Consider the following 15,090-nt stretch of genomic DNA (forward strand, 5'->3'; position numbering starts at 1 on the left):
TGCACTGCATGAGGAAATGATGATTATCGATTGCCACGCGCATGTCTTCCAGCACTGGGCTGAAGCCTGCGGTCACCCGTCGAGCGAGATCCACCGCAAGTATATCCAGAAGGTTCAGACTCGGACCTCGGCCCGGGTTTTCAGGGCGCGCGACGGAAAGGAGGTCTCGGGGGCCGTGCTGTTCCGGGAAGGCGACAATTCGTGGGCGGGGCTCAAGGACGTCGACTTCAGGGTAGGCAATTATGGCCGTCTCGATTTCACGATCGACGGCGAAGACTATCATTCCCAATATATGCCGGTCGGGATGCAGCAGATCGTGGCGCCGCCGGAACTGATGCTGGCCCAGATGAGCTATGCGGGCGTCGACCACTGCATCCTGCAAACCGGGTGGGGCTATGGCGCGATGAACGATTACAACGCGTTCGCCCAGAACCAGTATCCTGACAAATTCACGGCCCTGCTGAATGTCGATGAGCCGCGCGCTTTCGCCGATGCGGGACTTGCGGAGTTCGACCGCGCCCATCGCGATCTGGGATTGAAAGGCGTGTACTTTGCGCTCGACGCGTTTGCCCGCTACGGGTTCGACGTCGCGTTCGACGATGCTCGTTATGACGCATTCTGGTCGAAGATCGACACCGCCGGCCTGCCAGTGTTCTTCGAGATCACCGCGATCCCCGATTACGACGCGGCGAGCTACATTAGCAATCTCGTGCGTCTGCACGGCCTGATGGACCGCTACACCAACATTCGCTGGGTGCTGGTCATGGGCCCCCCCGTCAGCTTCTTCGGCAAATCGGGCGCGTGGGATTTCCCAGACGAGGTACTCGCCGCCATGCGGCACGACAATCTGCTGATCGAGATCATGTTCCCCATCACCTGGGGCGGCGCGTGGGAATATCCCTACCCGCAGGCGCAGGAACTGGTGCGCGGCATGCGCGATCTGTTCGGTGCGTCCAAGCTGGTCTGGGGCTCCGACATGCCGAATGTCGAACGCTTTTGCACGTACACCCAGAGCCTGGATTACGTCCGCCATCACTGCAGCTTCCTGAGCTCAAGCGAGAAGGACGCGGTCCTTGGCGGGAACCTGCAATCGATGCTCGCTATCGATATCCGCAAGCGCGCGGTCGCCGCCTGACAACACCTTCCGACGCCCGCCGCGAGCGGCTCGGCCTACAGAGGAAATCACACGTGGAGCACGATCTCATCGAGCCCGTAACGACGGGCGCAGGGCCCGAATTGCCGCCCGACAACACCGGAACGCCATCCTTTGTCATCTTCGAGGAGCGTGTCCGGCACAATCTGCGGAAGACGGCGGAAGCCTGCGGCGGCATTGACCGGCTGATGCCGCACCTCAAGACGCACCGTGCGCCGTGGGTAGTCGAATTGCTGCTGTCGCAGGGTGTCCGCGCCTTCAAGGCGGCGACGGTCGCGGAGGTCGAGATGGCTGTCGGCGCGGGTGCGCCGCATGTCACCTGGGCCTATCCGACCGCCAGCAGCGCCAATATCGCGCGCTTCGTGTTGTTTGCCCGCGAACACCGGAGCACCACATTTGTCGGCCTCGTCGATTCCTTCGCCGCTCTCGAAATCTGGGAAACCCTACTGACCGGCGCGGATAACAACATAAGTCTGCGCGTCGATCTCGATCCCGGGCTTGGCCGCACCGGGATGCCGATGTCGGAAGTCGCCCTGCCCCTGGCGCGCGCCGTCCACGAGTGCGGGCACCTAGCTGGCTGGCACGTTTACGACGGCCACGTGAAGGGCACCTATGCCGAGCGCGGAGCCCAGGTGCGGGAACTGTCCGCGAAGGTGCGTAGGCTCGGAGATGTGCTGCGAACCGAAGGGATCGAGACCGATGTCGTCGCGGGCGGCAGCTACACCTTCGACATCTGGCCGGTGGACGTGGCTGCCTGTGTGTCCCCCGGCAGCTGGACCTATTCCAGCGCGCAGCATGATGTCGAGCTGGCGCATCTCGGCTGGCGGCCCGCTGCCTTCGTACTGGCGAGTGTCGTCTCGGCCCGTTCCGGTACCCTTACGCTGGATGCCGGCTGTAAAGCCATCACCCCGGACAAGCCGCTGGCCGATCGCTTCCGCTGGAATGGCCGCATCCTGCTCATGAACGAGGAGCACACCGTTGTGGAGGGCAACAATCTGTCGGTGGGCGACCGGGTTCTCCTGATCCCGCAGCACGCCTGCACCACGGCCTATCTCTACGACAGCGCCCTGGTGAAGACGATTGACGGGCGCTGGGAACGCCGCCCCCAGATGGGAAGCGCCAGATAGGCAATTCCACCTCGACCTATGGAAAAGCCGACACGGCCTGAACGACGTGCCGCAATGGAGATGAGTGCAATGACGCCGGAAGAGAAACTCGCTTCTATGGGGCTCGTCCTGCCGCGGACGATCGTTCCCTCGGCCAACTACGTTCCGTTTCGCTGGGCCGGCAATCTTCTATTCCTGTCCGGACAAGGTCCCAAGAAGGCCGACGGCACGTTCCACATCGGCCGCGTCGGCCGAGACCTTACGGCCGAGCAGGCCCATGAGCACGCGAGACTGGCGGGGCTCAATCTGCTCGGCGCCGCCAAAATGGCGGTCGGGGAGCTCAGCCGCATTTCGGCGGTCGTGAAGCTGCTCGGCATGGTCAACGCAGAGCCTGATTTCGCGGCGCATCCGAAGGTCATCAACGGCTGCTCCGATTTGTTCGTGGATGCGCTCGGCGAGGCCGGCCGCCACGCCCGATCTGCCGTCGGCATGGGCTCCCTGCCGAACGGTATGTCGGTCGAAGTCGAAGCGATCCTGCTCGTCGATTGAAGACGCGCGCACGCAATTTTCTCAAGCACGAAAGATTCAGCATGGACCTCCCGGTGAAGGGAGCAGGCCATCGCCATTGTGATCGGGTCAACCGGCAACGGGAGGAACCCGACTTTAAATGGAAGGCGGCAGCCTTCGCGCGGTGGCACGAGCCGGATGACGTGAGAATGTCAAGTCCGGATCTGTGAGAGGCGGGGTGAAATTCCCCGGGCCTACTCGGCAATCGCGTCGGTTCAGTGATTTCCGCGCTGAGTCCGTTCTGCCCCCAACAACGGACATCGATCATCCCGTGCAAAAATCATAATTTATGCACAAATCTGTTGGCGGCTTTATTCTGTGCATAAATCACGTGCGAAATGGAGTTCGAGATGGCGGTTTACGGATACGCGCGGGTAAGCACAGATGGCCAGTCACTTGGGGCCCAGCTGGCAGAGCTCAAGCTGGCGAACTGCGAGAAAATTTTCCAGGAGAAGGTCAGCGGCGCTCGGTCTGATCGTAAGCAACTGGCCCGCCTGATGGCGATTCTGGCAAAGGGTGATGTGCTGGTCGTCACCCGGCTCGATCGTTTGGCGCGTTCGACGCGCGATCTACTCAACCTCTTGGGAACGATCGCCGAAAGAAGCGCTGGCTTCAAGTCACTTCGCGACACCTGAGCTGACACTACAACAGCCCACGGACGACTAATGCTGACGGTCTTGGGTGGTCTTGCCGAGTTCGAGCGGGAGCTAATCCGGACGCGAACCGGGGAGGGGCGCGAACGTGCGAAGGCGAGGGGGGTGGTTATGGGTCGCAAGCCTAAACTGACGGTGCACCAGCGGCGGGAGGCTATATCTCGCCGCGAGGCGGGGGAGGTGCTAACGGACATCGCGCGGTCATATAACGTCAGCCACAGCACCATTAGCCGCCTGAGTAATTGATCGAAGCAATCCGTTCCCGTCTGGGCGACCACAGCGAAGGGGAGAGCCAATTGATGAAATTCGACTAAAGTCACGCGCTCAGCGCTCCGATAGTGGTAGGGGTTAGAGGTTGGAGTGAAGTTGTCATTCACCGCGGCTGTTGCATCGAGGCGCAACTGTTTTGTATTTGCCGGCGGTTTCATTGTTAAAATAGCACAATTCTTCTTACCTTTCTCGGACAGCATTAAGCCCAGTTCTTGTCCCGCCGCTGAAATCCTTTCGTGACCAACATCGTTCAATTGAATGCTTTCCACGATACGCTCAACGCAATACGTATCGCTCGCGAGATAGATTGACTGCCCTACCTGCCGTCTTACGCTGGAGACAACTACGTGCTTGATGACTCAGCCAAGCGCGCCGCGATGGAAAATGAGCTCACATGGCTCGCGTTGGATGGAAAAGCTGATTTGGCGAGCAGGTATGGCGAACTTTATGTGGCAGTCCAATCGCTACCTTCAAAGATTGACGTGAATCTGGACAATATTTTGAAAGAGTATCTGAGCCGCTATATCCATGAAATTCAAAGTTTGATTGTTTCAAAAGGGGTGACCACGGGCTCTGATGCTAATGCACATCTTACGGCAACGCATCCGGGTTGGGACCGCTTGTTTATGCTTCAATCGCTGAGCGTGACGAGCGCCTACAAGTTTGACGGAAGCATCCGCGTCGTTCAAATCGCTGGAGAACGAGAGCGCGTAGTCGATTTCTCCAACACGACAAATGCGGGCATGCGCGAATTTGCGTTCCGATCTAGCGAGAACGCGCCAGTATAACGCCCCTTGGACCTGACAGAATTGGTCCAAACATGTAGCGACAACGCAAAGCAAGGGTTCTCTGACTGGACGTTGTCGTAACAGACAAACGTGCTGGTCTTCCCTGTTTTGGGACAGTTTTCTGGGAAAAGCTGCATGCTGAAAAGGGCTGCGGCGTTCATGTACGGGGTGTATTCGTAGGGCATCCGCTTGCGCACCGGATGCACTATAATGCAGTCGACCAAGTTACGGAAAGCGACACGAGTCTCGATCGCCTTCGGATTTGTCTTGAGCGCGGTGACCAGTCTCTTTGCCTCCAAACGGTACCGGTCACCAAACCTCGGATGATCGAACGGGATCACGTTTTCGCCACCGTTCCCGAACAACCGCAGGCGCTCCTCGACAGTTTCCCGCTCCGCGTCACATTCATCTATCCGCTTGACCAACTCATCCGGCTTGCGACGGCTGTTCGCGATTGCATATGACAAGCGTTCGATCTCTGTATTCAGCATATGGCGCCGACGCTCCAGGTTAGAGCGTTCGCTGTTCTTTCGCTGATCGCTCTTCCGCTCCTCCTTCCAGGCACGCATCGCCTCTTCAATGGCTTTCGGAGAAAGCAATCTTGCTTCCATTTTCTCCGCAACATCCTTCAGTAGAACGTCCATGTCAAAGCTGCGGGTATGCTCGCAGGTGCTTCGCTGATGCGCGTTGGCGCATGCGGCGCGTGGTCCGCCATTCCGGGAGGATTGAGCGATTCGCATATGGCCATTGCAAACGCCGCACCGAAGGACTCCTGCAAGCGGATGCTCGTTGTTGCGCGGGACCACGGGTCGGCGCCGCGGCTTGCCGGTCGGCCCGAACATGTGAATAGCGCGCTCACTGCGAACCTTCTGCGCTCTATCCCAGAGCGCTTGGGGAACGATCCGCAGCTCGGCGTTTTTGACGATGATGTGGCGTTCTTCCGGATTGCGGCGCTTCTGCTTCTTCTGCGTTTCCGGATTGAGAATTGTTGAGCGAACATTCCAATGTATTTCGCCGATATACAGTTCGTTGCCGATAATGCCGCGACCATGGCGACCGCCAGTGATGCACTGATGATTCCAGGCGGTACGACCAGCCTTGTTCTTATGACGGGTGGCCCCAGGCGAGGGCACGCCTTCGCGGGTGAGATCGGCGGCGATATCTCGCGTTGAACGGCCCGATGTGTACTCGGTGAAGATACGGCGCACGATCCTTGCTTCGCTCTCATCGATCATCCGCGCGCCAGGCGCGCCCGGCTTCGGCCGATAACCATAGGCGTATGAGCCGGGAATTCTTCCGTTGGTGACAGCGTTATCGTGCCCGCGCCGAACCTTGTCGGCGAGCTGTGGCTTGTAAATCGTATTGTAGAGACTTGCGATGCTGATGTCAGTCGCCGTCGCATAAACGCCTTTCTGATCCATCAGCTCAACGCGGTTGAACTCAAACACCTGCTTGAGCCGCTGGATAGTGGCGGGGTCGCGCGACAAGCGGTCGAAATGCTCGACGATGATCACGTCGAAGTCTTGCTTTCGCACCCCTTCGAGCAAACGCTGATAGCCATCTCGCGTGTCTTCGGTAAGGCCAGACTTTGCAGCGTCGACAAATTCACCAACGACATCGAGGCTATTGCGTGCGGCGACCTTCCGGCAGAGTAATGGCTGACCGTCAATCGAGGTCACTTTTTGCATGTCGCTCGAGTAGCGGGCGTATATCGCGGCCCTATTTTTTGGTGATGGTGTCGCCATCCCATTCCCCTATCGACTGCCCCGAAACGCCTTGTTCATCCCGCGCAAGCTGCCGTCCAATGGCACGCGCCAGCTCAAGCCAAATTTCCTCATTGTTGGGATTGTCCCAGCTTTGAAGGTGAGAAGGATCAAGCGGTCAGATGATCGCCTTTTGGCCCCGAGGCGATCGGATTCGGGTACGCATTACAGCAAAGCCTTCACAAGCTACCTTAAATTTTCAGCGTGCGCTATGGATAGCCGACAGGGATCACGTGCGGCGTTCGCATCCTCCGCTCGGAGACTCGATCGAAGCCCCTGCATTCGGCTTTCGCCCGATGCGGATCGCCGTCCAGCAGCCTCAGTCGGCAAGCGCCATGACCTGGTAAGAGTCACGACAGGGTAACGGATGACTTTTACTCCTGCAGCGCTCATGGAAGTCTCAATCGGCAATGGCGAGTCTATTCATGTTGACTGTTGCTGTCGTGAATGAAAATAAGATTCTTCGAATGTCGGGCGCTAGCGTGTTGCTGCAAAGATAATCGTAGGCCGGAGGGAATTGGCTAAGCAAAGCGGAGTAGAATACTTGTGTCTGAGGGTGCGAGATATCCGATTGATCCCGTTCATAGCTTGACGACGCCGTCTTCGCGTCATCACACGACGAACGTTATTGAACCGGAGGCAAGACACGTCGGACTCGCACCGACCCACTGGCGTGCGACTCCGCGACCGGATGGATCTAACTGCTTGCGCGCGCCTGCGACACGAATCCTCTGCCAACTCCTGGCAACCATCGGAGCCGTCACCTGCGCCCTGCGGGAGACGACGCCAAAGCGGCTGACCGCTACTGGACTTGCTCTACCTTCCAGATATCGAAATCGGGGGCGATTTTCAGCAAAAACGCTGGTGCATCGTCATGCGCCTATGTCTTCACATCTACCGCTCCCCGCAAGGTGGCCTCCACCGGAGCGATACTTCAATTCCGTCGACACGATGGCAGCGCCGAGAGCCGCTGTAGATTCCCAACAACGTACCAGCACTGCGGGCGAGCACCCCTTCGGTGCTCTGCCGCCCGATACGCACAGTGCGAACGAGACGGAGCTGCCGTGCCCAGGATTTTGACGATTGCTCGGAGAAGCGCGTCCGTGCAAGAGAACTAGTTCTCGAAAACCGCAACAAGGGGAATCGCACTGTGACAGCCTCTCTTGACGGCGAAATTCGCGATGGACGCCATCAGATGCAGGTCCGCGTCTATTTCGAAGATACGGATTCCGGCCAAATTGTGTATCACGCGAATTTTTTGCGCTTTATGGAACGCGGCAGGACGAATTACTTGCGCCTGCTCGGGACCAGTCAGCACGCGCTGCTCCAAGAAGCGCAGAACGATGCGCCCGGCTTTACCTTTGTCGTCCGGTCGATGACAATCGATTTTCTAAAGCCGGCGGTCTTGGACGACGTGCTTGACGTCGTTACTCTAACGCAAGAGGTGAGAGGCGCGTCAATTACCTTACTGCAGGAATGCAGGCGCGCAGAGGATCTCTTGGTCACGGCGCGTGTACGTGTGGCGTTTATCTCAGGCGGAAAAGCGCAACGTATACCGAAGGCGCTGCGGCTTGCTATGGAAGGGCATAAATGAATCTGCTCCCCATTCAAGCCCTGGCCGTCCGGCGACCAACGAAGAGGTGCGTCGCGCCGCGGATCGGAGGCGCATATCCATCTGTCGATCGCCGCGTTGAGGCGGGCATTGTTGGATAGTCGCGATGCCGTCAATCCCGACGTGGCAGCACATCTAGAGAGCGTGCGCGCCGATGTGCCTGGATCCAAAAACATTAGGGAGGTATTCACAAAGGAGATCATGGCCGACTTCAATCATACTAAGGTCGTCTGCTTGGCTCGTGAGCTTCATGACAGGGTGGTTATCCAGAACAGCTTTGACTCGATACAGCGCGCCATCAATGAACTGCACATTCTCAAGCCCGGGGAAGGGTTGGTCGAGATCGAACTTGCCGCCGACAAGAACAGCCTTACGATTCGCGACAACGGTGCTGGGCTATCCTCAAAGAGCGCGGCTGAGGTGCTAACGAGAGTTGGGGCCTCGGGAAAAAGCTACAGAAAAAATGCCGGCTTCCGAGGAATTGGACGATTGGCAGGCATTGTCTTCAGTGACACCGTGACCTTCACAACGAAAACACGCGGTGAAAACGAAGAAACGACCGTGGTCTTTAATGCGAAAGCCATGCGCGCCGCAATGGCTCCTGGTAAAGGGAGCTCAAAGTCGGCGCAGATCCTGCTAAAAGAAAGCGTTCATGCCTATAAGTCGCCCTCCAACGAGATTAAGCGTCATTATTTTCAAGTGAAGCTCGATGGATTTACGGACGCTCCGGACGAATGCATCTCGAGTTCGGAGATGTCCGACTTCATTAGTCAGGTCGCGCCCGTTCCATTCTCCTCTGAATTTCCATTCGTTCAGAAGATAAAGGATGCAGCGGAAAAGCATCAAATTCCTGTCGAAGAAGTTGCGATCACGATCAAGGATGGAGAAGGTAAACCAGAACGCGTCTACAAACGGTACGTAAGCGAGTACGATTTCGAATCTGGTAAAGTGAATCTGGCCGACTGCCACATCGAAGCGTCGACAAGTGGACAATGGTGGGCGTGGATAGGTAAGAAATCGGAATCGGGCGCTTATACAGATCCACGCGTCAGCGGACTTCGTGTGCGAGTGAGAAATATCCAAATAGATGGGACTGAGATCGTTCGTGAAATTTTCCGAGAGCACGCAAAGTCCTACGTGCGCTTTCAAGACTATTACTTAGGCGAAATTTATATGAACGCAGGCGCGCTCGTCCCAAACGCAAGACGCGATGGTTTCGAGGAGGACGCAGCCTGGAAAAAGGTGCGTGGCGAATTAGCCGCGGTCGTTACTTCCCTCGGTAAAGAAGCATACTCGGTATCGACAACCGGCCAGAATTCGGTCGAAGCGCAACGCGAAAACCTAGAAAAGGCGAAAAAGAATATCCGTCGTTTGAAGAAGAGCGATTTTCAAGATGCAGATGCCGCGATCAAATTATCAACCGATATAACTAAGTATCAAAAGCAGATCGCCAAGGGCTCACAGGGCGCAGATTTGCCGACGCTTGCGGAATTTCAGGCGATAGGCGCCGAGCTGGTTGATATCAAGCGCGAAGCGCTGGCTCGCGTCGGAACCGCGGTAATGGATCTGGACCGGGAACGCGTTCAACAAGAAGCCCGTGACGAGATTTTGCGTGAAATCATGGTTTTGCTAGAGGAGCAGCTTTCACCGGGTTGTTATTCGGAAGTGCGCGAAATACTTGTTGCAACGTTTGATATCGACGCAGATCGCGCCTGAATTCCAAGCCATCGAGGCCAGGCTTTAACATGAGTGAGCTTGCATTTCCTCCGCCAACGCAGCGGAAAGCGCGTGATCGCGTTCTGCGGAGAAACTGATTCGACACGTCATCGCCGTCCAGATACCTTCGAGATCGAGTGGCCGCCTAAGAGTGGCCGTCTCCAACCCTTTCCGGAAGTTGATCGCGCTGAGTGGTTCGACCTGGAAACCGCCCGATCGAAGACCCTATCGGGACAGATCCAGCTCATCGATCTACTTGAGAAGGAAGTGACGTGACGCGATTACATCGGCAACGCCAGCTGCGGTTCCGCGTCGTCTGCATGCTGCAGCGCCGACAGCGAGACGCCCAGAAGCCGGACCGGTTTGGGGACCGGCATCTCATTCTGCAGTAAAGCGACCGATAGGCGTTCTAGGTCGCTGCGGCTCGAAACCGCGACGGGCACAGATCTACTGCGCGTGATGATCTCGAAGTCGTTGAACTTCATTTTAAGCGTAACCGTGCGTCCCCGGTTGCCGGCACCTTCGCAGTATCGCCAGACCTTGTCGATGAGCGGCTCGAGTTCGACGACCATGGCGTCGAAGTCGGTGAGGTCGATGGAGAACGTGTTTTCGGCGCCGACGGATTTTCGGATCCGGTCGGCGCGGACCTCACGATTGTCGACGCCCCGCGAGATCCAGTAGTAATAGCTTCCAGCCTTGCCGAAATTGGTCTGCATAAATTCGAGCGACTGGTTACGCATGTCGAGGCCGGTGTGGAGACCGAGGGAGTTCATCTTGGCGCTGGTCGCCGGCCCGATTCCATGAAACTTGCCGACCGGAAGGCTTTCTACGAACGCCGGGCCCATCTCCGGCGTGATGACATATTGGCCGTTCGGCTTCCGGTGGTCGGAGGCGAGCTTTGCCAGAAACTTGTTGTAGGAGATGCCGGCGGAGGCGTTGAGCCCGGTCTCCTGCTTGATCTTGGCACGGATCGCCAACGCAACGTCCCGCGCCAGCGGAATGCTCTGCAGATTTTCGGTCACGTCGAGGTAGGCCTCGTCCAGTGACAGCGGCTCGATGATCGGCGTGTGCTCGGCGAAGATCTCGCGGATTTGCTGGGAGATCGTCTTGTACACTTCGAAACGCGGCTTCACGAAGATCAGGTCTGGGCATTGCCGCTTCGCGGTCACTGATGGCATGGCCGACCTGACGCCGAACTTGCGCGCTTCGTAGCTGGCCGCCGCCACGACGCCGCGCTCCCGGGATCCGCCGACGGCGACCGGCTTACCGCGGAGATCCGGATTGTCCCGCTGCTCGACGGATGCATAGAAGGCGTCCATGTCGATGTGGATGATCTTGCGTTGGCGGCCCGGGGAAGCTGCCTGGTCGTCATCGTCCTCGATGGTCACGTCGCTAGCCCGGCCGTATCTTCCTTGACGCCGCGGGCGACGATCCGGAGCGATCCGTCGGGAAGCGGCCGCTGCAGCTTCAAGGCCTCATTGGGAGGAGCGCTCATCCAAGTCTCGACTTCGTCCGGGGTCGTCAGGATCACCGGCATCGCCGTTGGATGGATGACGTGGACCTCGGCGTTCGCCTCCGTCGTGAGGAACGCGAAGATGTCGTTGGTAGTCTCGCCCTCCTTGACCTTCCTCACCGACGTCCAATTGGTCCTGATGCCGGCGAAGCAGGCGAGGGGGCGGCTCTCGTCGAGCGCAAACCAGATGTCGCCGCCCTCGGCCTTGTTGAACTCGCTGAAGGAGTTGAACGGCACCACGCAGCGGTTTTCGGGTCCCAGCCATCTCGTCCAGTGTTTGCTCTTGACGTTGCGGATGTTTGTCGTGCCGCCGTCGGGCTCCATTCGGAGCAATTCCTTGAAGTCGACCGACTTGCCCTTGGCCTGCAGCTTTTCAGCCCGTTTCTTGGTGGCGTCCATCTGCGCCTTTGACGACGATGGCATCCCCCACCGCGCCGTGGCGAGCTCGCGGCCCTCGGTCCCGTTGCGCACAATTGGTGCTTTGTAGTCCGGAAACACCCCCGGCATCGGTGCCAGATTGCCAACGTATCGGTTCACGACACGAAACAGCGCGATGATGGCGGCCTGGTTGGTCGTGATCGAATAGAGATTGCACATCGGTCAGGCTTCGGTTCGAGGGTGGCGCGGCTGCCAGGCCAATTGTAGCAGAGTCGCGGATGGACGCCGGCCTGCCTTGGCGCATTTGCGGCAGCGCAGTCGGCTGGCGAGATCGTGCACGAAGGTGGTCGGCGGGTGCTTCATCGCCGCAAGGTCGACGTCGCTCGGCGTCTTGCAGCGCGCGCACCGGATCTCCAGCCAAGGGAAGCCTCCATTCACGGCCTGGTCGATGGTTGGGGACGGATCGATCGGCTCACCGTCTGACCACATGCGTTCGTTCCAGCTTTCGCAAAGCAGCTTATCTGCTTGCTGGATGAGGGCCTCCCCCTTGGCCCGCGTCTCCGCCGATTGGGTAGCCAGGATGTTGGCCATCGCGGCGCCTTGCCGAGCTCTTTCGCCAGAGCCTTGCGGTCGCCGCCCGACAGCGGCGTAGGGTGATACTTCGGGGCCATCCGGGCACGAAGTGAACGTGCGTTCCCCCTGCGAGCGACGAGTCATTGAAAGCGTTTTCGGCTGGAAGAGCCGGCCAACAGGGGAGAATTGGCATGTTTGCGGATGGTGACGACGCCGGTCATTGCGCCAGCGAATTGACCGCGCAGAAATTCTCATGTGAGGAGGTCGAAGCGAGAGCATTCACACCGCGTGTCGTGCTGGTCGATGAAGAAAACCGCATCCTACCCAGTTGAAAGCGACGAGGCCTCTGCTGAGAACTTTTGCATTTTGCGGTCATCAAAGACTTTTGCGCGACTGATGGCTTGCCTGAAAGTGAACAATGAATCCGACCCATGCGGATATGGTTGCCGGTTGCCGCTATGTCAGAGCCTTGGATGCCCTGAAAGACGACGAGCGGCTGCGGGGCCTCCAGCCGCGGGCAGGTATCGATTTTGTCTCGAATGATTATCTCGCGCTGGCAAGCGCGCCGCGTATGAAACAGGCTGTCGCGGCGGCGCTAGAGGCCGGCACACCGATCGGAGCGGGCGGATCGCGGCTCCTGCGCGGAAACTGCGAGGAGCACGAACACCTCGAAGGAGAAGCCGCGAGGTTCTTCGGAGCAGAGACGGCGCTTTTTTTCGGCAGTGGATATGTCGCAAATTTTGCCGTCCTGACAACGCTGCCGCAACGCGGCGATCTACTCGTTCTCGATTCTCTCGTGCACGCAAGCATTCGTGAAGGCGCACAGGCCGGCCGAGCTGAATTTCGCGAAAGCGCACATAACGACTCCCAGTCGGTCGAAAACACGATTCGCGACTGGCGAGAGGAAGGCGGAAAGGGCCGTGTCTGGATCGTGGTCGAAAGTCTTTACAGCATGGATGGCGATTTCGCGCAGCTCGAAGAGCTCGTTGCGATCGCGGATCGGCATGATGCATTCCTGATGGTGGATGAGGCTCATGCCACAGGCGTCTACGGGGAGCAGGGACGAGGACTCACCGCTCCCTTCGAGGGGCGCGAAAATCTGGTGGTCGTTCATACTTGCGGCAAAGCGCTGGGTGCCGCCGGCGCGCTCGTCGCCACGACACGCGTGCTGCGCGACTTCATGGTCAATCGCTGCCGTCCGTTTATTTTCGCCACCGCGCCGTCACCTTTGACAGCCGTCGCAGTGCGGGAGGCGCTATTGATCCTGCAGGAGGAACCTGACCGGCAGCAACGTCTGACCAACTTGGTCGCGTTCACACATCGGGAGATCGTCGTGCGCGGCCGCTCGAGTTCTTCGAATTCACAGATCGTTCCTTATATTGTCGGCGATAATGCGCGTGCAATGCGGCTCGCGTCGGCCCTGCAGGCTCGCGGCTTTGACATCCGTGGGATACGGCCGCCAACCGTGCCGGCGGGAACGGCACGGTTGCGAATTTCCCTGACGCTTAACGTCAGGGAAGATGATGTATGCGAGATGCTTGATGCGTTAGTCGAAGAGACGTGGGGCGATTCGCGATGAGGCAGCGGATCGTGGTGACAGGCACAGATACCGGGATCGGAAAGACGGTTTTTTCCGCGGGGCTCGCCGATCTCCTCGGCGCGAACTATTGGAAACCGATTCAGGCTGGCCTCGAAGGAGAGACCGATACACAAGTCGTCGCGCGGCTAGGAAGTCTCTTACCTGATCGCATCGTACCGGAGCATTACCGCCTTCGAACGCCCGCTTCGCCCTATCATTCCGCCGAAATTGACGGAGTTCGTATCGACGCGGATTCACTCGACGTGCCGGACACCGGGGAGCGCCCGCTCGTCATCGAGGGGGCCGGGGGGCTGATGGTGCCGCTGAATTACGGCACGCTTTACATCGACATCTTCGAGCGATGGCGGCTTCCCGTCGTGCTTTGCGGGAGCACGGCACTGGGTACCATCAATCACTCGCTGCTGTCGATAGAGGCTCTGCGAAAGCGTCAGATTCGCATTGTTGGGATCGCATTCATTGGCGAAAAAAATGCTGAGAATGAGAGCGCAATTTGCGAGATCGGGCGGGTGCGTTGGTTAGGGCGATTGCCCTGGCTTTCTCCCCTCACGGCAGACGCGCTGCAGACCGCGTTCAAAGCCTCATTTCGACCTGATGATTTCGAGCCATGATGCAAAAGAAGAGGTCGCCGATCTGGCATCCGTTCACGCAGCACGCGCTTCAAGACGAGATGACAAAGGTTGTGCGTAGTGATGGCGCTTATCTCCCGCAATCTCGGCCGCGATATCCAACTGGCGTCGGGCATCTCTCCGGACGATCGCATCATCGTCGCGCCGCCCGACGGCATCGCCGATGGCAATCAGGTTCGCATTGCTAGCGGCGTCAAGGCGGGCGACGCCGCTAAAGCGAGCGCCAATGTGCGGAAACTCCGGTTCGACTTGCAGCGAGGCAACACGGTCGGCGCGAGGGAACAAGAGAAAACCAGATCCTGCGCCGGGGGCGATCGAGGCAACCAGTCAAGCACAGGGTTGGTGACGTCCCTTCATTGTAGAAATCTCGAAGATCCGCACTAGTCGATTCCCATGATGAAGCCCCTTCATAATGGTTCTGACATTTAAGCATTATCATATTGATGCCACGCGCTCTAATCATTGGCCGCAAGAGAGATAGGAGCGCTCCTCTCGTCCCATTCGTTGATATTGACGTATGGCCCATGGAGGAAGGCGACACACCAAAAAATGGGATGGAAACGATGAGACTCACAACCGAGCAATTCTTGCGCCTGACCTCGGTGGCGCCAACGATGGCGACGTTTCTGGCCTCATACCGGTCCACTGAGCTCACCGTTCGCGCCGCCGCCAGCTTGCCAACGGGTAGCGACCTTTTGCGACCGCTGGGTTGCAATTGATCGGGCCTGATTGGCCGACATACGCAATTAGCTAAGGCGCCCGCCAGGATCAA

At 58.4% G+C, this 15,090-nt stretch carries 15 protein-coding genes and 2 pseudogenes; 13 read left to right on the top strand and 4 right to left on the bottom strand.

The window, feature by feature from the left end; genetic code table 11:
* Positions 1-16: 16 nt before the first annotated feature.
* The 6 genes and pseudogenes from V1289_RS27505 (at position 17) to V1289_RS27530 (ending at position 4,537) form a co-directional block, all read left to right on the top strand.
* Positions 17-1,135, top strand: a complete 1,119-nt coding sequence (locus V1289_RS27505) for an amidohydrolase family protein (protein WP_334400473.1) — start codon at positions 17-19, stop codon at positions 1,133-1,135.
* Between the two features lie 53 nt (positions 1,136-1,188).
* On the top strand, positions 1,189-2,280 hold the full coding sequence (locus V1289_RS27510) for an alanine racemase (RefSeq protein ID WP_334400475.1): 1,092 nt from the start codon (positions 1,189-1,191) through the stop codon (positions 2,278-2,280).
* A 69-nt stretch (positions 2,281-2,349) separates the two neighbouring features.
* The gene (locus V1289_RS27515) at positions 2,350-2,808 is read left to right on the top strand and encodes a RidA family protein (RefSeq protein WP_334400477.1); all 459 of its coding nucleotides are present in this window, start codon (positions 2,350-2,352) and stop codon (positions 2,806-2,808) included.
* A gap of 368 nt (positions 2,809-3,176) precedes the next feature.
* A pseudogene (locus tag V1289_RS27520) lies at positions 3,177-3,575 on the top strand (recombinase family protein); the annotation flags it as partial.
* A 15-nt stretch (positions 3,576-3,590) separates the two neighbouring features.
* Positions 3,591-3,725 carry a helix-turn-helix domain-containing protein gene (locus tag V1289_RS27525; protein WP_334407711.1) on the top strand — a complete coding sequence of 45 codons (135 nt, stop codon included), beginning with the start codon at positions 3,591-3,593 and terminating at the stop codon, positions 3,723-3,725.
* Between the two features lie 371 nt (positions 3,726-4,096).
* Complete coding sequence (locus tag V1289_RS27530) at positions 4,097-4,537, top strand: hypothetical protein (RefSeq protein ID WP_334400479.1); 441 nt, start codon at positions 4,097-4,099, stop codon at positions 4,535-4,537.
* On the opposite strand, the gene V1289_RS27535 is transcribed toward V1289_RS27530, so the two are convergent.
* Positions 4,435-6,282, bottom strand: a complete 1,848-nt coding sequence (locus tag V1289_RS27535) for a recombinase family protein (protein ID WP_334400481.1) — start codon at positions 6,280-6,282, stop codon at positions 4,435-4,437. The two genes, V1289_RS27530 and V1289_RS27535, sit on opposite strands and share 103 nt — an antisense overlap.
* Positions 6,283-7,450: 1,168 nt before the next feature.
* Between V1289_RS27535 and ybgC the strand changes: the two genes are divergently transcribed.
* The 3 genes from ybgC to V1289_RS27550 all read left to right on the top strand — a co-directional run bounded on the left by ybgC (position 7,451) and on the right by V1289_RS27550 (position 9,904).
* A complete protein-coding gene (gene ybgC / locus V1289_RS27540) occupies positions 7,451-7,894 on the top strand; it encodes a tol-pal system-associated acyl-CoA thioesterase (RefSeq protein ID WP_334400483.1) in 444 nt (147 codons plus the stop codon).
* 111 nt (positions 7,895-8,005) lie between these two features.
* Positions 8,006-9,628 (top strand): ATP-binding protein, encoded by a 1,623-nt coding sequence (locus V1289_RS27545; protein ID WP_334400485.1) that lies wholly within the window; start codon positions 8,006-8,008, stop codon positions 9,626-9,628.
* Positions 9,629-9,700: 72 nt separating this feature from the next.
* Positions 9,701-9,904: a hypothetical protein gene (locus V1289_RS27550; RefSeq protein WP_334400486.1), complete on the top strand. Its 204-nt coding sequence runs from the start codon at positions 9,701-9,703 to the stop codon at positions 9,902-9,904.
* A gap of 5 nt (positions 9,905-9,909) precedes the next feature.
* On the opposite strand, the gene dinB is transcribed toward V1289_RS27550, so the two are convergent.
* The 3 genes and pseudogenes from dinB to V1289_RS27565 form a co-directional block, all read right to left on the bottom strand.
* Positions 9,910-11,016 (bottom strand): DNA polymerase IV, encoded by a 1,107-nt coding sequence (dinB, locus tag V1289_RS27555; protein WP_334400487.1) that lies wholly within the window; start codon positions 11,014-11,016, stop codon positions 9,910-9,912.
* Positions 11,013-11,738 carry an SOS response-associated peptidase gene (locus V1289_RS27560; RefSeq protein ID WP_334400489.1) on the bottom strand — a complete coding sequence of 242 codons (726 nt, stop codon included), beginning with the start codon at positions 11,736-11,738 and terminating at the stop codon, positions 11,013-11,015. The genes dinB and V1289_RS27560 overlap by 4 nt, the downstream gene beginning before the upstream one ends.
* 3 nt (positions 11,739-11,741) lie before the next feature.
* Positions 11,742-12,190 (bottom strand): annotated as a pseudogene (locus V1289_RS27565) (hypothetical protein).
* A 93-nt stretch (positions 12,191-12,283) separates the two neighbouring features.
* Between V1289_RS27565 and V1289_RS27570 the strand changes: the two are divergent.
* The 4 genes from V1289_RS27570 to V1289_RS27585 all read left to right on the top strand — a co-directional run bounded on the left by V1289_RS27570 (position 12,284) and on the right by V1289_RS27585 (position 14,702).
* Complete coding sequence (locus V1289_RS27570; protein WP_334400491.1) at positions 12,284-12,424, top strand: hypothetical protein; 141 nt, start codon at positions 12,284-12,286, stop codon at positions 12,422-12,424.
* A gap of 86 nt (positions 12,425-12,510) precedes the next feature.
* A complete protein-coding gene (locus V1289_RS27575; protein ID WP_334400492.1) occupies positions 12,511-13,671 on the top strand; it encodes an 8-amino-7-oxononanoate synthase in 1,161 nt (386 codons plus the stop codon).
* Positions 13,668-14,300 (top strand): dethiobiotin synthase, encoded by a 633-nt coding sequence (gene bioD, locus V1289_RS27580; RefSeq protein ID WP_334400494.1) that lies wholly within the window; start codon positions 13,668-13,670, stop codon positions 14,298-14,300. The genes V1289_RS27575 and bioD overlap by 4 nt, the downstream gene beginning before the upstream one ends.
* A gap of 78 nt (positions 14,301-14,378) precedes the next feature.
* Positions 14,379-14,702 carry a hypothetical protein gene (locus V1289_RS27585; protein ID WP_334408020.1) on the top strand — a complete coding sequence of 108 codons (324 nt, stop codon included), beginning with the start codon at positions 14,379-14,381 and terminating at the stop codon, positions 14,700-14,702.
* The last annotated feature ends 388 nt before the right edge of the window (positions 14,703-15,090 follow it).

It is taken from the genome of Bradyrhizobium sp. AZCC 2289 (assembly GCF_036924615.1).
GTDB lineage: Bacteria > Pseudomonadota > Alphaproteobacteria > Rhizobiales > Xanthobacteraceae > Bradyrhizobium.